Source organism: Massilia consociata (genome assembly GCF_042432755.1).
In the GTDB taxonomy this organism is placed as follows: Bacteria; Pseudomonadota; Gammaproteobacteria; order Burkholderiales; family Burkholderiaceae_D; genus Telluria; species Telluria consociata.
Genome location: NZ_JBHLWP010000017.1, coordinates 1 through 20,478, shown reverse-complemented (window position 1 = coordinate 20,478; position 20,478 = coordinate 1). Strand labels below are relative to the sequence as shown.

The window sequence follows — 20,478 nt, the reverse complement described above, 5'->3', positions numbered from 1 at the left end:
GTTCTCCTCGTTGATAAATCACGCAATGTTGGGGACGTTTCCGGCGCCATTGGCGGCGACCGGCCAGCCGCGCCGCAACGCGTCGGCGCACAGGTAGGACGTGTCCAGGGTGGCGCGCAGGGCCCAGTGCATCAGCAGCTTGGCCAGCACGGTGTTTTCTTCCTCGGGACTGACGTGGCCGTCCGAGCGCGCCTGTCCCAGCACGGCGAACACCAGCGATGGCGACGCCTCGTACATCCGCTGCGGCGCCGCGCTCCAGGCCCGGTACAGCGCCGCCAGCGCGGCCGGCTGGCGCGCCGCGATGCCGAACGCCTCGGCCAGGCTGCGGCCGCGCAGGCTGGGCGGGCGGTGCCGCACCAGCAGCGCGACAAACGCCGGGATGGCGCGCACGATCTGCGCCAGCATGTCGTGCACACCCGGCTCCAGGCCCGCGCTTGGATACATCGATTCCCACAGCCGGTCGATGCGGCGCCATTGCGGATGGGGGAACAGCGCCTGTCCTATCGCGCAGCCGAGCTTGACGCGGATCCACGGAATCGGATGCGGATCGTCTCCATTCAGGCGGAACACGAATACCCGCGGCAGGCTGACCACCCCGATCAGGCCCACGGTGGCCACCACGCCGACCCGCGCCAGCGACCAGAAATCGGCGACGATCTCGGAAATCCAGCGGTCCCACATTTGCCAGGCAAGGCGCTGCGCCGGGTCGCTGCGCTGCATCGCCTGCAACTCCGGCCGCAGCGAATTGACCAGGTCCAGCAGCGACGCGCCCTGGTGCCCGACCTCGTGGATCAGCGACGAGGCGATGCCGCTGCCGATCATGCGTTCGCGCGGCACACGGATGATCGCGACCGGGTTTTCGCCGCCGCCGGGCAGCCTGGTGCGGGCGCGCCGGATCGCGGCGCCGGGCCCGCGGTCCAGGTAGCAGATCACCGGTGGAGGACTGTAATAGCCGCCGGGCAGCGCCAGCGCATCCGCGGCAACCACGTCCAACCCGGCCAGCCAGATGCCGTTATCGGTCTCGCTGCGCTGGGTGACGACGTCGTTGAACATGTCGAACTGGGTGAGCATCGCGTTGAATCGCAGCCGCAGGAAGCTGAACCTGCGCTGCGCCTCGGCGGTGGTCGCGCTGGCGCTGGAACGCCGCAGCCAAGCCAGGAAGTCAACCACCATCCCGTGCAGTTCGCGCCGCCCCAACGCCAGGTAGCGTTCGATGGCCGACTGCGCGCTGGGCAACAGCGCCGCGGCCGGCACCATCGGCTCGATCATGACGAAGGGCCGCACGCGGGCGAGCCGGGTCCGCAGCGAGCGGGCCTCCTGCTCGATCATCGTGACGGCGAACGGGCTGATAGCCATGGGGTCAGGCGCCGTAGAGGATGATCTTGTTGCCCTGCCGCGCCCAGCGGCCATAACCGCGCCCCCCCGTGCCCTGGCGGCCGCCGCCCTGGGGCCGGCTGCCCTGCTGGCCGGCGCCTTGCTGGAGCAGGCCGGGCGCGAAGCGCCGCGCCGCCTGCACCGCGGCGGCCTGCGCGATCGCACGCGGATTGCCGCCGTTGGCCTGGGATGCCTTGACGGCGGCATCTGTGGCCAGCCGCACGAACTGGCGCGCACCGGTCAATTCGCGGTCCTCGCCCGCCATCTCCTGGGCCTCCAGGCCGAGCGCACTGCCGGCCGCGCTGGCCAGCCCGGAACCGATCTTGGCGCCGAGCGGGCCGCCGACCCAGGCCCCGAGCGCGCCGCCAGCCAGCGGCAGGGCCTTCTTTGCCACCCCCTTCAGCACGCCGCCCAGCGCCTGGCCGACCGGCGACTTGATCACCTTTCCGGCCACCGACGCGGCGCGGCGCAGGACATTGCCGAGAAAATTCTCGAGCTGCTGCTCATTGCTGACGTTGAGCAGTTCGTGCGCCAAGGCCGTCTCCTGCTGTTCCGACATGAAGCCCTGGCCCATTTCTCCCATCTCGCCGAACTCGCCGAATTCCCCGAACTCCCCGTACTCGCCCTGCCCGCCGAACTCGCCCTGCCCGCCAAGCTCGAAGGATTCGCCCTGCCCCATCTCTTGTCCGCCCATTTCGAACTGCTCGGACTCAAAGCCGGTTTCGCCGAATTCCCGCGTCGTGCGATCGATGTCATGCATGATGGACTCCCTTGGAAAAGTGAAACAACAAATGTCCGGACTGCGCGCCCGGCCTGGGATCTCTCCCGGTTGGTTCTAACAGCCGAGAACGATGATCTGCCCGTCCCGCCTGACCCAGCGTCCCGCCGTCGGGACCGGACCTGCCCCTTGCGCAGGCCCGAGGCGCGCCAGCAGCCCGGGAGCGAAGCGCCGGGCGGCGCCGCGCAAGCCGGCGCTGGCAACCGCGCGCGGTTCGCCGATGCGCCGGCCCGCGGTGCGCACCGCTTCGCTCGCGAAGCGCACGAACTGCCTGGCCAGCGCGAACTCCTTGTCTTCCGGGCTCAAGCCTTCGAGCTCGAGCCCGAACATCTCCCCTGCCTCCGAGACCAGGCGCGGGTCCGGACGCCACACTGGCGCGGCGAGACCGGGCAGCCAGCACACGCTGCGGTGGATCGGCCGCAGGGTCATGCGTGCGGCTTTCCTGAGCAGGACGGCCAGCTCCCCCGCCACCGGCGAGCGCGCCAGGCGCTTCCCGGCACCGGCGCGGCCGATCAACTTGAACAGGAATCGATCCAGGTCCGCCTGGCGGCTGACCTCCAGCAGTTCGGCCGCGAGGGAGAATTCCTCGCTCACGTCGAGCGGGGCCGACTCGGCGTCGGTGGAGCGCTCGGCTTCGCGCTCGAATTCGTCCGACCCGAAGGTTTCGAGTACAGGCGTGTAGTCAAGCAGGCGTCGGTCCATCTGTAGCTCCTGGCTGGTGCCGGCGGATACGGCGTTCTCGCGACAACCAGGTACGTGCAAAGGGCGTGCCAAGCGCGCGCAGGCCGCCGCCCACCGTCAACCGGGATGCGGGGGCGAAACGATGTTCGTCAGGGGAGGAAAAAGTGGGGATTTCGCCGAAACCGGGTTCGGACAGGGGCAGTCAGGGCGACTGCCTTCAGAACAGATCCATCTGCGCTGCGGCAACCACGTTCTGCCTGGCCGCCTTCGGCACCTCCAGCGGCCGCCTGAACTGCGAGCCGTCCAGCCTGCCGAAGCGGCCGGTGTAGCCGTCCATGCCAAGGCGCTTGACGGCCTTGGTGAAGCGCTGGCGGATCAGGTCGGCCCAGATGCCTTCGCCATGCATGCGCCTGGCGAAATCGCTGTCGTATTCCTTACCGCCGCGAATGTCACGCACGCGGTTCATCACACGCTGGGCCCGGTCTGGGAAATGGGCCTGCAGCCATTCCTGGAACAGCGGGTTGACCTCGTTCGGCAGGCGCAGCACCACGTAGTGCGCACCGACCGCGCCGGCGTCGCGCGCCGCTTCCAGGATCCGTTCGATTTCCGGTTCGGTGACGAAGGGGATGATCGGCGCCACGCTCACGCTCACGGGAATACCCGCCTCGGTCAGCGTGCGGATGGTGCGCAGGCGCCGTGCCGGCGCCGCCGCGCGCGGCTCCAGCGTGCGTGCGATCTGCGGGTCGAGCGTGGTGAGCGTGATGGCGGCGCAGGCCTGGCCCTGCTCGGCCATCGGGGCGATGAGATCGATGTCGCGTTCGATGAGCGAAGACTTGGTGATGAGCCCGAGCGGATGCCGGCACTCGTTCAGCACCTCGAGCACCTGGCGCGTCAGGCGCAGTTCGCGCTCGCAGGGCTGGTAGGCGTCGGTGTTGACGCCGATGGCGATGTGCTCGGGCACGTAGCCGGGCCTGGCCAGTTCGCGCCGCAGCAGTTCGGCGGCATTGATCTTGGCGAACAGGCGGCTTTCGAAATCGAGCCCGGGCGACAGGCCGAGGTAGCTGTGCGTCGGCCGCGCGAAACAATAGATGCAGCCATGCTCGCAGCCCCGGTAGGGGTTGAGCGACACATCGAAGGGGATGTCCGGCGATTGGTTGCGCGTCAGGATGGTCTTGGCGAATTCGTCGGTGACGACGGTCCTGATGCCGGCCGGTTCCCCATCCTCACGTTCCCAGCCGTCGTCGAACGCTTCGCGGCCGTTGACTTCGTAACGCCCTTGCATGTTCGACACCGCCCCACGCCCTTTTCGCGCAAGCGGGCGCGGGCCGAGCATGGTCTGCTCGTCCACCGGCTGGCGGGCGCTGGTCTCTCGGGATTGTCGGTGGTCGGCCACGGCGGCTCCATACTGTATATTTATACAGCATGGTACGCTGCAGTCATCCGGAATTCAAGTGCGGCACATAGCCTGCCTGCTGCTCCACAAAGCCCCCGAAGGCATCGAGCAAAGGCCGGAACTTTTCATCGCTCCTCTCGAGCTGCGCCAGCGCCAGCGCCGCCGCCTCCAGCGACGACAACTGGTGCGGCGCATGCGCCTTGCGGATGCGGTAGTTCGACGGCGCCACGTCCTGCAGCGCCAGGCGCGGCAGGTGCTGGAGAAGCGGGTTCAGGTACAACATCTTGCGGCTCTTGCGCCAGGTGGCGTCCAGCACCACCAGGCGCAACTGCTCCGGCGGCAATGGCACAAACGGCGGCGGGGCCGCCAGGGCCGCATCGCCGGGCGTGTCCGGATACAGCAGCACCGGCACCCGGCCCTCCGCATGCAGCAAGGCCTCCAGCGCCGCCGGCTCGAAGGCTTCGCCCACGGCCAGCGCGCTGCCGGCCACGCACAGGTGCAGCAGGCGTGCGCTGTTCTTCGCATTCGCCACTTCCAGCGGGTGCTGCAGCACCAGCAGCGCCGCGCGCGCTTGCACGCGCGTGATCCAGCGGCAGATGCAGGCCGATTCGGCGCGCAGGCAGGTTGCGCAGCGTGCGCGCTTCGTTGCCGTGCCGGGCATTGGCGGATTCAACGGCTGATTCAACAGCTGATTCAACAGCTTATCCATCGCTTCTTTCTTCACACCCGACTGGCAGGAAAGCCCACCGCAGCGGTGTCGGATGGGCAGGCGTGGACGGCGAGCCAGGGAGCATCGGCTTTTCGTCCGGCGCCCACTCGCGCGGCGCGTACTTGCTCATCCGATCATTCCCTCTCTTCCTTTGCCACCTTCGCATCATAACCGCTGGCGAAGAAGCGCGTCGGACACGCCTTGTTGATAGCTCGACCAGCTCCGGGCAGCAATACCTGATCAGGAATGCATCAAATGCGCCCGTTCATGTGGTCATCTTTACACGCCACAAAAATTTACCTTCGGAATTGACTAAACGGATATTGCTCTGTTTTTTCTGCGTACCTAGAATCAACTTATGCCACACGGAAATTGTTCCGTAATCCTTCCAACCGGCACCGCAGTCGAGACAGAGTGACCATGTATCCACGCCTCACGCTTCGCAACCTGACCGCCGCGGCACTGGCCGCCCTTGCCATGCTGCCTGGTGTCGCCGTGCAGCAGGAATTGCAACTTGATCACAGGATGAACGAGCACATCGTGCAGGTTCCGGCAGGCCTGCAGGACCGCGCGATGCTCGAGACGACGGTGTTCCAGCCGAATGGCCCGGGACCGTTCCCGCTCATCATCATCAACCACGGCAAGGATCCCGGCCGCCCCAACCTGCAGCCGCGCGACCGCTTCTACCACATGGCCACGGCCTTCGTGAAACGCGGCTACGCCGTGATGGTGCCGATGCGCCAGGGCTTCGCCAACTCGACCGGCAGCTACCGCGACTTCGGCTGCAACATGACCGCCAACGGCTACGCCCAGGCCGAGGACATCGCCTCGACCCTGGCCTATGCCCGCAAGCAGCCCTGGGTCGACAAGAACCGCATCGTCATCGCCGGCCAGTCCTACGGCGGCCTGGCCACGATCGCCCTCGGCACCAAGGACCTGCCGGGCGTGCGCGGCCTGATCAACTACGCCGGCGGCCTGCGCGACGACAGCGACCGCTGCGCGTGGCGCTCGGCGCTGGTGACGGCCTTTGCCGACTACGGCACCAAGAGCAAAGGCAAGCTGCCGACCCTGTGGATGTACGGCGAGAACGACTCGCTGTTCGGCCCGGAACTGGCCAATCGCATGCACGCGGCCTTCGAAGGCGCGGGCGGACGCGGCCGCCTGGTCGAGTTCGCATCGTTCAAGCGCGATGCGCACGGCATGCTGGCCAGCCGCGACGGCGAAAAGGTGTGGCTGGACGACACGATGAAGTTCCTCGACTCGATCGGCATGCCGACCCAGGTCGTCCATCACGTGCCGCCTCCCCCGAGCCCGGCCCGGACCGACTACGCCGCAGTGGACGATGTCGAGGCCGTGCCTTTCCTGTCCGAGAATGGCCGCCGCGCCTACCAGGAATACCTGACCAAGATGACGCCGCGCGCGTTCGCGGTGTCGCCGAGCGGCGCCTGGACCTGGGCCGAGGAAGGCGAAGACCCGGACGGCCGCGCGCTGGCAACCTGCACCGCGAAGAGCACCGAGCCGTGCCGCCTGTACTCGGTGGACGATTACGTGGTGTGGAACGGCGAGAACCTGGACCAGATCGAGAAGGCGGCCGTCACCGCGTCGGTCACGCCGGCCCCGAAACCGGCCGTGGACCCGGGCGCCTCGGCGCCGACCACCTCGATCGGTTCGAACAAGGCGACCAACTAAGCTTTTCGCAGGGTGGCCGGCTACGCCGGCCACCCTGCTGTCAAGCCTGCCACGCACTATTTCTGTGCGTAAAATCTGACAGCCGCTAAGATTCCGACGCAGCGCAAACCCCTCCTCCCTTGCACCTCCGACAATGGTTCTGACGCCATTTACGGAGAATTGCATGTTTCGCTTGGTTCACGTCATGCTGGCGCTTGCCGCGCTCGGCGCTTCGGTGCCAGCGCCCGCAGCCAACAACTATCCCGTCATCCTGGTGCACGGCTTCCTCGGCTTCGGCCCGGACACCTTCGAGCACAGCGGCTTCAACTACTGGGGCGGCTATGGCGACATCGCGTCGCACATGCAGGTGTACCGCGGTCCGCGCACGGTGTTCGCGGCGGTGGTCGGGCCGGTCAGCTCGAACTGGGACCGGGCCGCCGACCTGTACGCCCAGATCAAGGGCGGCTGCGTCGACTACGGCGCGGCGCACGTCGCCAAGCACGGCCTCCCGGGCCAGCAACAAAAGCCGGCGGGCAAGTGCTGGGCCGCCGACCCGAAGAACAACCCGAACAACTACCCGCTCGCGCTCTATCCGGCCTGGGACGCGCAGCATCCGGTGCACTTCATCGGCCACAGCCAGGGCGGCACGACCATCCGCGCGCTGGTCGAACTGCTGGAGCACGGCTCGCCCGACGATGAAGGCGGGCACGAGCTGTACAAGGGCGGCAAGGTGGGCTGGGTGCGCAGCGTGACGACGATCTCGGCGCCGCACAACGGCACCACCTTCGCCGACGCCGTCCTCAACGTGACGCCGGTGCTGCAGTCCCCGCTGGCTCAGTGGATGAATCAGCTGCTCAAGCACCGCTGGGCCAAGTGGGAGCTGTCGCCGGACGGCGCGCGCGAGTTCAACGCGTGGGCCCGCACCTCGCCGCACATCTATTACTACTCGGTGGGAACGGTGGCGACCGAAGCCGGCGCCTGGTGCTGCAACGGCACCGACCGCGTGATCGCGCCGATCCAGACCACCTTCCACCAGTATCCGCGCCTCGACATGATCCCTGCCTTCAAGGGCATGGCGGGCGAGTGGATCGTGCCCTCGGTCCTGCAGAACGGGCTGGGCGGCTATACGCAGCAAGGCCTGGGGCGGGTGCGCATCGACAGCGACTGGTTTGCCAACGACGGCGTGGTCAACACGGTGAGCATGCGCGCGCCCGCCGGACACTCGGTGCGCGACTACGACGGAAAATCGATAAAGGGTTGCTGGAACTTCCTGGGGAATCAGAAGGGGTATGACCACTTCGATATCCTGAACTGGCCGAACCAGGGGCCGTCGGCCAATCCGGTGTACGAGCAGATCAGCGACATCATCTTTGGCCTGTAGGATGACTTAACGCAATAGCCCCCTTTTAACTCCACCGTATCGTGGCTGACGGTTTCACCCAAGAATGAAGCGCGTCTGCCGTGAGCCCCGATGTCGCCGACAGTGCCCGCGGCGCACCTACGGCGAGGCCGGCCTTTTCCATGGTGGAGTGACATGCTGACCGATCCATTTGCCGACGACTGGCTCGATGTGCTGCAGCAGCGCTTTCGGGAGCGTCCCGCCGGCCACGAACTGCATCTGCTCATCGATGGCGCCTTCGTTCCGGGCCTGCACCGGCGCATCGCCGCCGGCCGCAAGGCCTTGCTGTTCGAGGCGCTGCCGGCGAGCGGTCCATCCGCGCTCGATGTGTCTCCCTTCGTCCTGCCTTTCGTTCCCGATGACCGTGCGCTCGGGCCGGTGCTGCGCGGATGCCAGGGCTGGCCAATGGTGAGCGTGATCGCAACGCCCGAACCGTGGCGGGAACTGGCGGCACGGCTGGCGGCATGGTGCGTTATCGAAGCCGATGGGCAGCGCTTCAATTTCCGTTTCGCCGACACCCGGCGCCTTCCCGCCATCCTGAAGTCGCTCGACCGGACGCAGCACGCGCAATTCTGCGGTCCAGCCGTGAGCTGGAGCCATATGGGGCGCGACGGCAACTGGCGCACGCTGGCGCTCGGCGGAGCGGGCGACGCCATTGCAACCGCTCCGCAACTCGACGATGCGCAGTTCGCGGCGCTGGTGGAAGACAGCCGGGCCGATGAAGTGCTGGCCCAGCTCGCCGCCCACCCCGATCGCGCCGCCTATCGTCCATCGCAAGCCCATGCGTTGATTTCGTCCGCGCTGGCACCGGCCCTGAAAGCCGGGTTGGGCAACCGCGAGCTTGTCGACTGGTGCGGCTGGCTACTGGCGCATGGCGGGCGGGATAAAGCGCCGGAACATATCGTGCGACTGTTCGCAGCGTGGCAGGCCCACGTGCTGGAGACGGAGGCCGTGGATGCTGCTGAAATATAAGATCCTGATCGGGATACTGGGCGCATTGGGCTTGTTCGGCCTGGCCGCCCTGTCGCAATACCGGGGCTCGCATGCCAGCGTCAGCATGCATGGGGTGAACTACAGCGACCGTGAATTCAGCTATTTCATCGCCGCTCCCGACGACCCGCAACAAACCACCGGGGGTGAGCACATCGCGCCGTTCGCTGCCGGCGGCACGACCTGCTGCGCCGCGCTTCCGTGGAAGTGGAAAGCGGGGACGAAGATTCGTCTCACGACGATTCACTGGCTGAAGAAGCGTCCCGACGGGAGCCTGCCCGAGGTGACGGAAGAACACGAAGTCGAGGTGCCGGAGTATGCCGAGGCCGGAGAACTGTGGGTGATCAGGGAGGCGAATGGAAAGATCGGCGTCGTTTCCAGCAATGTGCAGCCGGATCATCCTCGCTGGCCAGGAAAAATCAAGGGATGGCCAGTTCCGTCGCTGGAGTATCAGCGTGAAAGATGGCAGATATATCGGGACGTTGAAGAGGCCCACGTCAGCGCTTTCGTATCGCTATTGAAAAAACTGGAGCAACATCCCGCGACTCATGCGAAAGAAATGTGGGAACACGACAAAGAATACAGCGCCAAAGAAATAGCCGGATTTAAGGGCCCGGATGATCCGCGTTACCACGCGCACCTAAAAAAGAGCTATATCGACGGGCTCAATAGCAGTAGAAGTGACCTCGAAACAATCATGAAAGCCAAACCATGAGCGCAAGTCTTTCCACACCGGCCGGGCCAGAGTTCGAAAACAGCGCCAGATACGAAATATTTTTTAATGACGCGGAAAATAAGGCACTCAAAAAGCTACGCGCCAGGGAGAGCACACCAATCTGTTCACCCAAAAATTCCTGCGATACCAACCTCTTCTTCGGCTTCTTCTTCGACGGAACAGGAAATAACTACATCGCCGCCGAGAAGACAAAAAGCCACTCGAACGTCGCGCGCCTGTATGACTGCTTCCCAGGAATGAGCGTCCCCGGGGTGCTTCCCAAGTCAACGGACTGGGAATACAAATCGGCGGAGCATAAACATTTCTTCCGGGTCTACATACCCGGCGTCGGCACGGCATTCCCGCAGGTCAGGGACAGCGGCGCCGCGACCGACAAGGTCTTCGGCGGCGCCTCCGGCCGCTGGGGCGAGCGCCGTATCATCTGGGCGCTCGTTCAGGCCATCAACAATGTCCATCGCTTCTTTCTCGGTTCCGCACTGGTTTCGCCGTCGGAACTGGAAAATCTGTTCGGGACGCTGTCGCTCACCTGTAGCACGCGCTGGGTGGTCGAGGGACGGCACGGTCCTGATGCCGACGTGATCGACTCGGCTGCCGGCACGCAAACGAAATACATCCTGAGCAGGTTGCTGACCCGCCTGCACCAGGCGGTCGCACAGCACTGGCTCGACAAGCGTACCGGCATGCCGGCGAAGAAAGATCCAGGCATCGTCAGGACGATCTACATCTCCATCTTCGGCTTCTCCCGTGGCGCGACGCAGGCACGGGCCTTCGCGAACTGGCTTCACTCCCTGTGCCGGCTCGATGCACAGCTTTGTGGCGCAAAACGGATGTCGCTCGGCGGTTTTCCCGTAGAGTTCGACTTTCTCGGCATCTTCGATACGGTGGCCTCTGTCGGCATGGGCAACGGGGTAGCAGCCTTGAATGGCCATGGCGCCTGGGCCGATGCGGAAGACAGCCTGCGCATTCCCGCAGGGCTGAAATGCCTCCACCTGGTCGCTGCACATGAGCTCAGACGCAGCTTTCCCCTGGATTCGATTTCAGTCGACGGCGCCGTTCCCGCCGGATGCAAGGAAATCGTGGTACCCGGCGTGCATTCCGATATCGGCGGCGGCTATTGCCCGCGCGAGCAGGGACGCGGCACCCATCCGAACGGCGACGACATGCTGTCGCGAATTCCCCTCATCATGATGTACAAGGCCGCCCGGCTGAGCGGAACGCCGCTGAAGCTCGAATTGGCGACGGACGCCACCAAGGCCAAATTCGCGGTCAGCAAGGAAACGATCCAGTCCTTCAACGCCTATCTCGACACCTGCAAGGAAAAACAGGGCCCCTTGCACCGGATCGTACGCGAGCATATGCGCAAGCAGGTCGAGTGGCGCGTCCACCGCAGAGTGTCGGGAAAGGCGCCGCTACAAGACAGCGGCAGCTTTCTCCGGGCATCCGCGTTTCATCAGAACGAGCTGCACAGCGCGGCGCTGGAATTCGACGACGAGGTCAAGGCATTTCTGGCGTGGATGCAGTCCATGGGAAGCCGCTTCAAGCCTTCGCTCCAGCGCCCGGGCTTCGGCGACCTGCACCATGCGGAATGGGAAGAAATCGCCACCTTCTGGCACGCGCTGGTGGTGCCGTGCGCGGCGACCGCCGATTTGTTCGACAACTACGTGCACGATTCCCGGGCTTCCTTCAGATTGAGCGGACCGGCGAACGAGCAAGAAATGCACGACTATCTGCGCCGGCGTGTACGGCAGCGCGAGCAGGCGATGGCCGTTGCGGCGCGCACGGGCGAATACAGGCTGATGCTGACACCGGATGAAGAGCGCGCCGCTGACGAGTATGCCAGGACGAACAAGCTTCCCCGCTTCCGGATCGGGGGCCGCGAACCATGGAACCAGTCGTTCGGCATCCTCTCGAGAGGCGGCTACCTGCGGTACCGGAAAATCTACTCGGGAAGCGACACGGCCTTGATTTCGTAGGCCATGCCGTCAACCCTCAATGCACGCTGCGCAGTCCCCGCGCCAGGTCGGACAGGCGGTACGGCTTGCTGATGAAGGTATAGTCCCCCAGCCGGTACTGGTCGAGCCTGAGCGCCGGCTGCGGATAGCCCGAGGCCAGCATCACCTTGATGTTCGGGTAGTTCTCGCGCGTGAACTGCGCCAGTTCGATGCCGTTCACGCCGTTGGGCATGACCACGTCGGTGAACAGGATGTCCACGTCGCGGCTGGCCAGCACGTTCATCGCTTCCTGGCCGCTCGGTGCGGTCATGACGTCGTAGCCCATGCTCATGAACAGCGCGGAGGCCACGTCGAGCAGGTCCGGCTCGTCTTCGACGATCAGGACCGTTTCCGATTCGCTGCGCGCCGCTTCCCGGTCCTGCGTGGTCACCGACGGCAGGTAGATCGTGATGGTCGTGCCCTCGCCTTGCGTGCTCTGGATGACCACTTCGCCGCCCGACTGCTTGATGAAGCCGTACACCTGCGACAGCCCGAGGCCGGTGCCCTTGCCGGTTTCCTTGGTCGTGTAGAAAGGCTCGAAGGCGCGCTGCTGGGTTTCCGGCGACATCCCGGTGCCGGTGTCGGTGACCGAGATGCAGACGTACGGCCCCGGAGCAAGGCCGGCGACCTCGCCTTCGGACAGCACGACCGGCGCGGTGTCGAGCGTCAAGTAGCCGCCCTCGGGCATCGCATCGCGCGCGTTCACCACCAGGTTCAGCAACGCCGATTCGAAACGGGCGGCGTCCACCACCGCGCTGCCGGCCTGCGGGTCGAGGCGCAGCTCGAACTGGATGTCGTTGTTGCCGGCGCGGCGCAGCACCGATTCGAAACCGGAGATCAGGCGGTTGATGCTGCGCGTTTCCGGCTGCAGCGGCTGCTGGCGCGCAAAGGCAAGCAGCTGCTGGGTGAGCGTGGCGCCGCGGTCGATCGCGCGCCGCATGCTGTCGAGCGTCTTGGCGTCGCCGCTGCCCTGGCGCGTCATGCTCAAGACTTCGAGGCCGCTGGCCAGCACCGACAGCAGGTTGTTGAAGTCGTGCGCGATGCCGCCGGTGAGCTGGCCGATCGATTCCATCTTCTGCGACTGGAACAGCGCCAGCTGCGCCTGCTCCAGCGCTTCCGCGCTCTGCTTCTTCTCGGTCAGGTCGCGCGTGATCTTGGCGAAGCCCATCAGTTTCCCCTCGTCGCCGTAGATGGCGTCGATGATCACGTGGGCCCAGAAGCGCGTACCGTCCTTGCGCACGCGCCAGCCCTCGGCCTCATAGCGGCCGTCGCGCCTGGCCGTTGCCAGCGCACGCTGCGGCAGGCCGCCTTCGCGTTCTTCGTCGGTATAGAAGCGCGAGAAGTGGCTGCCGACGATCTCCTCCTGGGCAAAACCCTTGATGCGCTCGGCGCCCACATTCCAGTTCGACACCGTGCCCTCGGGCGACAGCATGTAGATCGCATAGTCGGTCACGCCCTGCACCAGCAGGCGGAACCGCTGTTCGCTCTCGCGCAGCGCGTCCTCGGCCTGCTTGCGCTGGGTGACGTCGCGCGTGATCTTGGCGTAGCCCAGCAGGTTCCTGTACTCGTCGTAGATCGGGTCGATCACCACGTGGGCCCAGAAGCGGGTGCCGTCCTTGCGCAGGCGCCAGCCTTCCGCCTCGAACTTGCCGTGTTCGAGGGCTTGCGCCAGCGCGCGCCGCGGCAGGTCGGTGGCCTGGTCTTCGGGGGTGTAGAAGCGCGAGAAGTGCTGGTTCAGGATCTCGTGCGGCAGGTAGCCCTTGAAGCGCTGCGCGCCGGCATTCCAGCTGGCGACGTGGCCCGCCGGGTCGAGCATGTAGATCGCATAGTCGCTGATACCGCCAATGAGGTACTGGAATCGCTGTTCGTCCGTCAGCGAAGGCTTGACAAGTTGTTGCGTGTTCATGGCCCCTGGCGCTCCTGGATATCTTGGCCGGCAAAAGAAACCATGATAGCGTCACTCAGCATTAATCTGCCACGCAATTGGCATGTTTAGAAAGGAACAATCTTGAAAAATCGGCCAACTCATGCTTGATTTGCCGGATTTGACGTTACAATACCCGACTGTATCCTCCGCATGCTGTCCAGTTTGCCAAACATGACCCAGGCCTCCCCCGAACTTCTCGACCTCAGCCAATGTGCGAACGAGCCGATCCGCACGCCAGGCAGCATCCAGCCGCATGGCTTCATGCTGACGCTGTCGCCGGAACTGCGCGTCCTGCAGGCAAGCGCCAACCTCGCACACTGGACCGGCGTGCCGGCCAGCGAGGCGCTCGGCCAGCCGCTCGCGTACGCCATCGGCGACGCCGCCGCGCGCCTGCTTCCCGAGCTCCAGGCCGGCAAGCTGGCATCGCGCCCGGCTTACCTGGGCACCGTCACCGTTGCCGCCGGCGGGCACTTCGACGTGCTGGGCCACGCCTGGGACGGGCTACTCATCGTCGAGTTCGAGGGTACGGAACGGGCCGGCGCCGCCGACTTCCGCCACCTGTACCCCCTGATCGGCGACTTCCTGCTCAATGTCAGCCAGTCGGCGTCGATCACGGCCCTGTCCGAGCTCGCCGCGCGCCACGTGCGCGCCGTGACCGGCTACGGCCGCGTGATGGTCTACCAGTTCGACACCGACGGCCACGGCCGTGTGGTGGCCGAGTCGAAGGAAGACGGCTACGAATCCTACCTCGGCCAGCATTTCCCCGCCAGCGACATCCCGGCACAGGCGCGCGCGCTGTACACGCTGTCGCCGATCCGGGTGATCCATGACGCGAACTACGTCCCCGCAAGCCTGGTCCCGGACACCAATCCGGTGAGCGGCGCGCGCAACGACCTGTCCTTCGCCGCGCTGCGCAGCGTCTCGCCGGTACACCTGCAATACATGCGCAACATGGGCACGCTGGCCTCGATGTCGGTCTCGCTCATCGTCAAGGGCAAGCTGTGGGGCCTGATTTCCTGCCACAACGCCATGCCCTGCCCGGTGCCGGTCGAGAAGCGCACCGTCTGCGAGCAGCTGGGCCAGATCCTGGCGCTGTGCATCGAATCGCGCGAGGATGCCAGCGAACTGAACTTCCGCCTCGAGGTGCGCCGCATCATGGTCGAGATGCTCGGCCACCTGACCAAGGGCGCCGACTTCCTGGAGAACATGAGCGGGGTGTTCCCCGAGCTGCTGCGCTTCGCGCGCGCGGGCGGGGTCGCCATCGTGGTGGACGAGCGTGTGCTGACCTTCGGCGACACCCCGGACGAGCCGGCGATCCGCGCCCTCACCGACTGGCTGGCCGTGCACGGCCATTCCGCCGAAGTGTTCCACACCGATCACCTGATGAGCCTGTACCCGGCGGCCATCGGCATGGTGCGCAACGCCAGCGGCCTGCTGGCGCTGCCGATCTCGCGCATCCACAAGCATTACCTGCTGTGGTTCCGGCCGGAGGTGGTGCAGACCATCGAATGGGCCGGCAACCCGAACGACAAGCGGGCCGACCCCGATGCCCCGACCCAGCTGACGCCGCGCCTGAGCTTCCAGGCCTGGCGCGAGACCATCCACGGCCGCAGCCTGCCCTGGCACAGCGCCGAAATCGAACTGACGGTCGAGTTCCGCACCGCCCTGCTGGGCATCGCGCTCGAGCGCGCCGAGCAGATGGCGGAACTGGCCGAGGAACTGGGCCGCGCCAACAAGGAACTCGAGGCGTTCTCGTATTCGGTCTCGCACGACCTGCGCGCGCCGCTGCGCCACATCGTCGGCTTCTCCGACCTCCTGATCGAATCGGCCGGCGCGGAAGACCCGGAGCGGCGCCAGCGCTTCCTGAAGAACATCAAGGAATCGGCGCGCCTGGCCGGCAAGCTGGTAGACGACCTGCTGTCGTTCTCGCAGATGGGCCGCGCCGCGCTACGCCCGACCAAGGTGGACATGAACGACCTGGTCTCGGCCTGCATCGACAAGCTCGGCATGGAGATGCAGGGCCGCAACGTCGAGTGGCACATCGAGCCGCTGCCGGCCATCCGGGCCGACCCGACCTTCCTGCACCTGGCCGTGTTCAACCTGCTGTCCAATGCCGTGAAGTTCACTGCCCAGCGCGATCCGGCGGTCATCACCATCACCTCCGAAGACCTGGGGAACGAGACGGTGTTCCACGTCGCCGACAACGGCGCCGGATTCAACATGGAATACGTGCACAAGCTGTTCGGCGTGTTCCAGCGCCTGCACCGTATGGAAGACTTCCAGGGCACCGGCATCGGCCTGGCCAACGTGCGCCGCATCGTCGAACGCCACAACGGCCGCGTCTGGGCCGAGTCAAGGCAGGGAGAAGGCGCGACCTTCTCGTTCAGCATTCCGAACCATCCTACTCATTGAGGCAAACGATGCTCAAGCCCATCCTTCTCGTCGAAGACAACCCGAACGACCTCGAACTGACGCTGATCGCGCTGGCCAAGAGCCAGCTGGCCAACGAAGTCGTGGTCGTGCGCGACGGCGCCGAAGCGCTCGACTACCTGCACCGCCGCGGCGAGTTCGCCGAGCGTACGGTCGGCAACCCGGCCGTCATCCTGCTCGACCTGAAGCTGCCGAAAGTGGACGGACTGGAAGTGCTGCGCGAGATCCGAAGCAGCGAAGCCCTGAAGAGCATCCCCGTCTGCATGCTGACCTCTTCGAAGGAAGAACAGGATGTGGTGCGCAGCTACGAGCTGGGCGTGAACGCCTACGTCGTCAAGCCGGTGGATTTCACGGAATTCGTGCGCGCCATCGCCGACCTCGGCATCTTCTGGGCGGTCCTGAACGAACCGCCGCCGGGTTCGCGCCGTTACGTCAAGCCCAAGTGAGCCTGGCCGGCCGGCCGGCCTGACTTGCCCGCGCCGCGCCTGCCGCGGCGCAGCAGGTGGCGGATGCGCGCCGCCAATGCCTCCGGGTGATAGGGCTTCTGCAGCAGGTGGACCGAGGCGTCGAGCTTGCCTTCGTGCGCCAGCACCCCTTCGGCATAGCCCGAGGTGTACAGGATCTGCGCACCCGGCAGCCGTTCGCCGACGATCTCGCTCAATTGCAGGCTGCTGACCGGTCCCGGCATGATCACGTCGGTAAACACCAGGTCGATATGGCGGCCGCTGTCGATGATCTCCACCGCTTCGCGCGCGTCCGCCGCCTCCAGCACCTCATAGCCGAGCGCGGACAGGATGCCGCAGGTCGACTCGCGCACGTCCTTCTCGTCCTCGACCACCAGGATGGTTTCGAGGCCGCCAGTCATCGGCGCGCTGTGTACCGGCTCGACCTCGCACGGCGCCGCATCGCTGCGCGGCAAATAGATGCGCACGCTGGTTCCCTGCCCCAGTTCGCTGCGCAGCACGATCTCCCCGCCGGACTGCTTCACGAAGCCGTAGGCCATCGACAGGCCCAGGCCCGTCCCCTGCCCCACCGGCTTGGTGGTGAAGAAGGGTTCGAAGGCGCGCTGCAGGACTTCCTTCGGCATGCCCTTGCCGGTATCGGCCACCTCGAGCATCACGTATTCGCCGCTCGGCACCTCGGCGGGCAATTCCTCATTGGCTCCGGCACCGGCGCCGGCATTCCGGGCGCGGATGGTCAGCGTGCCGCTGCCCGCCATCGCGTCGCGCGCATTGATGGCCAGGTTCAGCAGCACGTTGTTGAGCTGGTTCGGGTCCACCATGGTGCTGCCCAGGTCGGGCGCGATCTCGGTGACGATGCGCGCGCTCGGACCGAGCACGCGGCGCATCATGTCGTCCATGTCGCGCAGCAGGTGGCCGGGGTCGACCACGACCGACTGCAGCGGCTGGCGCCGCGCGAAGGCCAGCAGGTGCGCCGCCAGCTTGGCGCCGCGCTCGACGCCGGACAGCGCCATGTCCACCCGCGTGCGGGCGCCGTCGTTCAGGTTGCCGACGAGCTTGAGCAGCTGCAGGTTGCCGCCGATGATCTGCAGGACGTTGTTGAAATCGTGGGCGACGCCGCCGGTCAGCTGGCCGATCGCTTCCATTTTCTGGGCCTGGTGCAGCGCCAGCTGGCTCGCCGCCAGCTGTTCCTGGCTCACGCGCAGCGAGGCAAAAGCGGTGTCGCGCTGGCGCCGTGCGATGCAGGCGCCGCTGTGGTAGCGCACGCGCGCCACCAGCTCGCGCGGGTCGGGCCACTTGACCAGGTAGTCGTTGGCGCCCACGGCAAAGGCGCGCGCCTTGATCTCGGGATCATCTTCGGACGACAGGACGATGACGGGCACGTCCTCGGTGTCGGCATGGGCGCGCAGCAGTGCGGTGACCTCGAAACCGTCCAGGTCCGGCATGCGCAGGTCGACCAGCACGACGGTGGCACGCACCTCGCGCGCCACCTTGACCGCCCGCTGGGGGCTCGATTCATAGCGCAGCGTATGGCGAACGCAGCCCTGTAAACTGTGCGCAATGATGTCTTGCGCAAAAGGCTCATCGTCGATGAGAAGAACGGAGCAGTCAGGGCGATCGTCAATCATTGCGGCAGGGTCAAAGATACGTCACGATCTTGCAAAAAGGTAAGCGATGATTCTACTACAATGTTAAGTGGCGAACACTATATCGTCAATTTCAGCAGTGTGCGCGTATTTACGGCAAGCGTCTTGCAAGTGGCCTGGTCCAGCGCCATATGGGGTCCATGCCGAAGCGCCCGCCCGAACCGATCTCCGTCACGCCGATCGCCGACACGCCCTGCCCCTTGTGCGGCCGCATGCTCGGCACGGTCAACATCGACCGCCACCACCTGATCCCCAAGACCTTCAAGGGCAAGGAACAGTTCCCGATCCACAAGATCTGCCACCGCAAGATCCACTCCGCCTTCACCGAGCGCGAGCTCCTGCAGACCTATCACACCTGGGAAGCCCTGCGCGCCCACGACGATATCCGCACCTTCATCGACTGGGTGGCGAAGAAGCCGCCCGATTTCTATACACGCACCTACACGGCGAACAAGAAGAAATACCGCTAGCAGGCTTTTCCTTGACAAGACCGGCGCCACAGGATGTCATGCGGGACAAGTTCACTTACAGGCTTGTCCATGCACTTCCACGACTACCTGCGCCATGACGCCACCTCGCTCGCCGCCCTCGTCGCCAGCGGCGAGGCGACGCCGCACGAACTGCTCGATGCCGCGCTGGCGCGCCAGGCGCAGGTGCACGGACGGGTCAATGCGGTGGTGCGCCTGATGGAGCAGGAAGCGCGCCGCCAGCTCGCCGGGCCCTTGCGCGGCCCCTTCGCCGGCGTGCCCTTCCTGCTCAAGGACACCCTGCAGGACTACGCCGGCCTGCCGACGACCAATGCCAGCCGCGCGATGCGCGGCCACGTGCCCGCGCGGCACGCGGCCGTGGTGCGGCGCTACCTGGATGCCGGCCTGGTCGTCTTCGGCAAGACCAACCTGCCCGAATTCGCGCTCAAGGGCGTGACCGATCCCGAGCTGTTCGGCCGTACCAGCAACCCGTGGAACCTGGCGCACACGCCGGGCGGCTCGAGCGGCGGCGCGGCGGCGGCCGTAGCGAGCGGCATCGTGCCGATGGCGGCCGGGAACGACGGCGGCGGCTCGATCCGCATCCCGGCGGCGTGCTGCGGCCTGTTCGGACTGCGGCCCTCGCGCGGGCGGGTGTCCGCCGGGCCGGACGTGGGCGAGGTCTGGTTCGGCGCCTCGAGCGAAGGCGTGTTGTCGCGCAGCGTGCGCGACTGCGCCCTGGCGCTCGACGTGCTACAGGGCGCCGAGCCGGGCGACCCGTTCGTGATCGCGCCGCCGGCCGCACCCTATGCGGAACTGATGCGGCGCGAGCCGGGCCGGCTGCGCATCGGATTCACCACCCGCTCGCCGATCGGTACCGAGGTGCACCCGGAAGCAGTGGCTGCGGTGCGGTATGCGGCGCAGCTGCTGCAAGGGCTGGGGCACGAAGTCGAGGAAGCGGCGCCGGAGATCGACGGCGCGGCACTGGCGACGAGTTACTTGCATATCTACTTCGGCCAGGTGCCGTCCCTGGTGGCGCGCATGAAGGCGCTCGGCGCCGGCGGCGGCGAGCCGGAACTGATGACGCGCCTGTTGGTGACGCTGGGCAGCGCCATCAAGGCGCCGGCGCTGACGACGCAACTGGCGCAGTGGAACACGTTCGCGCGGGCCCTGGGACGCTTTCACGGGCGCTACGACATGCTGCTCACGCCGACCCTGGCGCACCCGCCGGTGAAGCACGGTGCCGGCGACCTGCCGCCAGCACAGCAGGCCCTGCTGGGCTTCCTGCAGCGCACCGGCCTGCTCGGCCTGCTGGTGCGGCTCGGGCTGCTGGACAGTACCGTTGAACAGATCGCGCGGGACAACCTGCGCTATGTGCCGTTCACGCAGCTGTCGAACCTGACGGGGACGCCGTCGATGTCGGTGCCGCTGCACTGGACTGCCGATGGGCTGCCGCTGGGCGTGCAGTTCGTGGCGCCGTTCGGGAGGGAGGATTGGTTGCTGCAGCTGGCGCACCAGCTGGAGGGGGCGCAGCCGTGGTTCGATCGGCTGCCGGCGATGACGCGGGAAGGAACGCAGTCAACAAGCACTGTCGAAGTCACTCCTGTCTGAACCATCCTCCAGATCAACCAACGTCATCCCGGCGCAGGCCCTAACGTACATCCACATTCCTGAAACATCGATTCGGCGTATGCTGACGCGATGATTTCAGGATTGTGGAGGCGGCCGTGAGTACGGAAGAGCTGTTAGCTGATGAGCACTGCATTGGCCTGTTCGGTGATGAACGGCTTTCCAAGAATGGTATCCTGCTCTTCAAGCGTGTAATCGAACG

Annotated in this window: 16 protein-coding genes; 9 read left to right on the top strand and 7 right to left on the bottom strand. The window is 66.0% G+C overall.

What is annotated here, in order from left to right; translation table 11 throughout:
• Nucleotides 1-18 precede the first annotated feature (18 nt).
• The 5 genes from ACFFJK_RS18535 to ACFFJK_RS18515 form a co-directional block, all read right to left on the bottom strand.
• Nucleotides 19-1,356: a hypothetical protein gene (locus tag ACFFJK_RS18535; RefSeq protein ID WP_379681081.1), complete on the bottom strand. Its 1,338-nt coding sequence runs from the start codon at nucleotides 1,354-1,356 to the stop codon at nucleotides 19-21.
• 4 nt (nucleotides 1,357-1,360) lie between these two features.
• Nucleotides 1,361-2,134: a hypothetical protein gene (locus ACFFJK_RS18530; RefSeq protein WP_379681079.1), complete on the bottom strand. Its 774-nt coding sequence runs from the start codon at nucleotides 2,132-2,134 to the stop codon at nucleotides 1,361-1,363.
• A gap of 75 nt (nucleotides 2,135-2,209) precedes the next feature.
• Entirely contained in the window at nucleotides 2,210-2,854 is a 645-nt protein-coding gene (locus ACFFJK_RS18525; protein ID WP_379681077.1) for a hypothetical protein, read from the bottom strand.
• A 196-nt stretch (nucleotides 2,855-3,050) separates the two neighbouring features.
• Entirely contained in the window at nucleotides 3,051-4,166 is a 1,116-nt protein-coding gene (locus ACFFJK_RS18520; RefSeq protein WP_379681252.1) for a PA0069 family radical SAM protein, read from the bottom strand.
• 103 nt (nucleotides 4,167-4,269) lie between these two features.
• Nucleotides 4,270-4,887 (bottom strand): tRNA-uridine aminocarboxypropyltransferase, encoded by a 618-nt coding sequence (locus tag ACFFJK_RS18515; RefSeq protein WP_379681075.1) that lies wholly within the window; start codon nucleotides 4,885-4,887, stop codon nucleotides 4,270-4,272.
• A 468-nt stretch (nucleotides 4,888-5,355) separates the two neighbouring features.
• Here ACFFJK_RS18515 and ACFFJK_RS18510 point away from each other — a divergent pair, with 468 nt between their 5' ends.
• From ACFFJK_RS18510 to ACFFJK_RS18490, 5 genes are all read left to right on the top strand, one after another.
• Nucleotides 5,356-6,624 carry a dienelactone hydrolase family protein gene (locus tag ACFFJK_RS18510; RefSeq protein ID WP_379681250.1) on the top strand — a complete coding sequence of 423 codons (1,269 nt, stop codon included), beginning with the start codon at nucleotides 5,356-5,358 and terminating at the stop codon, nucleotides 6,622-6,624.
• Nucleotides 6,625-6,787: 163 nt separating this feature from the next.
• Entirely contained in the window at nucleotides 6,788-7,984 is a 1,197-nt protein-coding gene (locus tag ACFFJK_RS18505) for an esterase/lipase family protein (protein ID WP_379681074.1), read from the top strand.
• A gap of 153 nt (nucleotides 7,985-8,137) precedes the next feature.
• Nucleotides 8,138-8,974, top strand: coding sequence for a DUF4123 domain-containing protein (locus tag ACFFJK_RS18500; RefSeq protein WP_379681073.1), 837 nt, complete (start codon nucleotides 8,138-8,140; stop codon nucleotides 8,972-8,974).
• A complete protein-coding gene (locus ACFFJK_RS18495; protein ID WP_379681072.1) occupies nucleotides 8,958-9,707 on the top strand; it encodes a DUF3304 domain-containing protein in 750 nt (249 codons plus the stop codon). The genes ACFFJK_RS18500 and ACFFJK_RS18495 overlap by 17 nt, the downstream gene beginning before the upstream one ends.
• Nucleotides 9,704-11,701: a Tle1 family T6SS lipase effector gene (locus tag ACFFJK_RS18490; protein ID WP_379681071.1), complete on the top strand. Its 1,998-nt coding sequence runs from the start codon at nucleotides 9,704-9,706 to the stop codon at nucleotides 11,699-11,701. The genes ACFFJK_RS18495 and ACFFJK_RS18490 overlap by 4 nt, the downstream gene beginning before the upstream one ends.
• A gap of 16 nt (nucleotides 11,702-11,717) precedes the next feature.
• On the opposite strand, the gene ACFFJK_RS18485 is transcribed toward ACFFJK_RS18490, so the two are convergent.
• Nucleotides 11,718-13,625 (bottom strand): hybrid sensor histidine kinase/response regulator, encoded by a 1,908-nt coding sequence (locus tag ACFFJK_RS18485; protein ID WP_379681070.1) that lies wholly within the window; start codon nucleotides 13,623-13,625, stop codon nucleotides 11,718-11,720.
• A 192-nt stretch (nucleotides 13,626-13,817) separates the two neighbouring features.
• On the opposite strand from ACFFJK_RS18485, the gene ACFFJK_RS18480 reads away from it, so the two are divergent.
• Together ACFFJK_RS18480 and ACFFJK_RS18475 are read left to right on the top strand one after the other, a co-directional pair.
• Complete coding sequence (locus tag ACFFJK_RS18480) at nucleotides 13,818-16,058, top strand: ATP-binding protein (protein WP_379681068.1); 2,241 nt, start codon at nucleotides 13,818-13,820, stop codon at nucleotides 16,056-16,058.
• Nucleotides 16,059-16,066: 8 nt separating this feature from the next.
• Nucleotides 16,067-16,522, top strand: a complete 456-nt coding sequence (locus tag ACFFJK_RS18475) for a response regulator (RefSeq protein ID WP_379681066.1) — start codon at nucleotides 16,067-16,069, stop codon at nucleotides 16,520-16,522.
• On the opposite strand, the gene ACFFJK_RS18470 is transcribed toward ACFFJK_RS18475, so the two are convergent.
• The gene (locus tag ACFFJK_RS18470; protein ID WP_379681065.1) at nucleotides 16,504-18,165 is read right to left on the bottom strand and encodes a response regulator; all 1,662 of its coding nucleotides are present in this window, start codon (nucleotides 18,163-18,165) and stop codon (nucleotides 16,504-16,506) included. The genes ACFFJK_RS18475 and ACFFJK_RS18470 overlap by 19 nt on opposite strands.
• 158 nt (nucleotides 18,166-18,323) lie before the next feature.
• Between ACFFJK_RS18470 and ACFFJK_RS18465 the strand changes: the two genes are divergently transcribed.
• Both ACFFJK_RS18465 and ACFFJK_RS18460 read left to right on the top strand, forming a co-directional pair.
• Complete coding sequence (locus tag ACFFJK_RS18465; protein WP_379681064.1) at nucleotides 18,324-18,653, top strand: hypothetical protein; 330 nt, start codon at nucleotides 18,324-18,326, stop codon at nucleotides 18,651-18,653.
• A gap of 69 nt (nucleotides 18,654-18,722) precedes the next feature.
• Nucleotides 18,723-20,258, top strand: coding sequence for an amidase (locus ACFFJK_RS18460; RefSeq protein WP_379681063.1), 1,536 nt, complete (start codon nucleotides 18,723-18,725; stop codon nucleotides 20,256-20,258).
• The last annotated feature ends 220 nt before the right edge of the window (nucleotides 20,259-20,478 follow it).

Excerpts from the sequence above, each read along its gene's own strand:
- ACFFJK_RS18510 (WP_379681250.1), top strand. The coding sequence starts at position 5,356 with ATGTATCCACGCCTCACGCTTCGCAACCTGACCGCCGCGGCACTGGCC.
- ACFFJK_RS18535 (WP_379681081.1), bottom strand. The coding sequence starts at position 1,356 with ATGGCTATCAGCCCGTTCGCCGTCACGATGATCGAGCAGGAGGCCCGC.
- ACFFJK_RS18470 (WP_379681065.1), bottom strand. The coding sequence starts at position 18,165 with ATGATTGACGATCGCCCTGACTGCTCCGTTCTTCTCATCGACGATGAG.
- ACFFJK_RS18520 (WP_379681252.1), bottom strand. The coding sequence starts at position 4,166 with ATGCTCGGCCCGCGCCCGCTTGCGCGAAAAGGGCGTGGGGCGGTGTCG.
- ACFFJK_RS18505 (WP_379681074.1), top strand. The coding sequence starts at position 6,788 with ATGTTTCGCTTGGTTCACGTCATGCTGGCGCTTGCCGCGCTCGGCGCT.
- ACFFJK_RS18475 (WP_379681066.1), top strand. The coding sequence starts at position 16,067 with ATGCTCAAGCCCATCCTTCTCGTCGAAGACAACCCGAACGACCTCGAA.
- ACFFJK_RS18480 (WP_379681068.1), top strand. The coding sequence starts at position 13,818 with ATGACCCAGGCCTCCCCCGAACTTCTCGACCTCAGCCAATGTGCGAAC.
- ACFFJK_RS18485 (WP_379681070.1), bottom strand. The coding sequence starts at position 13,625 with ATGAACACGCAACAACTTGTCAAGCCTTCGCTGACGGACGAACAGCGA.
- ACFFJK_RS18465 (WP_379681064.1), top strand. The coding sequence starts at position 18,324 with ATGCCGAAGCGCCCGCCCGAACCGATCTCCGTCACGCCGATCGCCGAC.
- ACFFJK_RS18525 (WP_379681077.1), bottom strand. The coding sequence starts at position 2,854 with ATGGACCGACGCCTGCTTGACTACACGCCTGTACTCGAAACCTTCGGG.
- ACFFJK_RS18515 (WP_379681075.1), bottom strand. The coding sequence starts at position 4,887 with ATGCCCGGCACGGCAACGAAGCGCGCACGCTGCGCAACCTGCCTGCGC.
- ACFFJK_RS18490 (WP_379681071.1), top strand. The coding sequence starts at position 9,704 with ATGAGCGCAAGTCTTTCCACACCGGCCGGGCCAGAGTTCGAAAACAGC.
- ACFFJK_RS18500 (WP_379681073.1), top strand. The coding sequence starts at position 8,138 with ATGCTGACCGATCCATTTGCCGACGACTGGCTCGATGTGCTGCAGCAG.
- ACFFJK_RS18460 (WP_379681063.1), top strand. The coding sequence starts at position 18,723 with ATGCACTTCCACGACTACCTGCGCCATGACGCCACCTCGCTCGCCGCC.
- ACFFJK_RS18495 (WP_379681072.1), top strand. The coding sequence starts at position 8,958 with ATGCTGCTGAAATATAAGATCCTGATCGGGATACTGGGCGCATTGGGC.
- ACFFJK_RS18530 (WP_379681079.1), bottom strand. The coding sequence starts at position 2,134 with ATGCATGACATCGATCGCACGACGCGGGAATTCGGCGAAACCGGCTTT.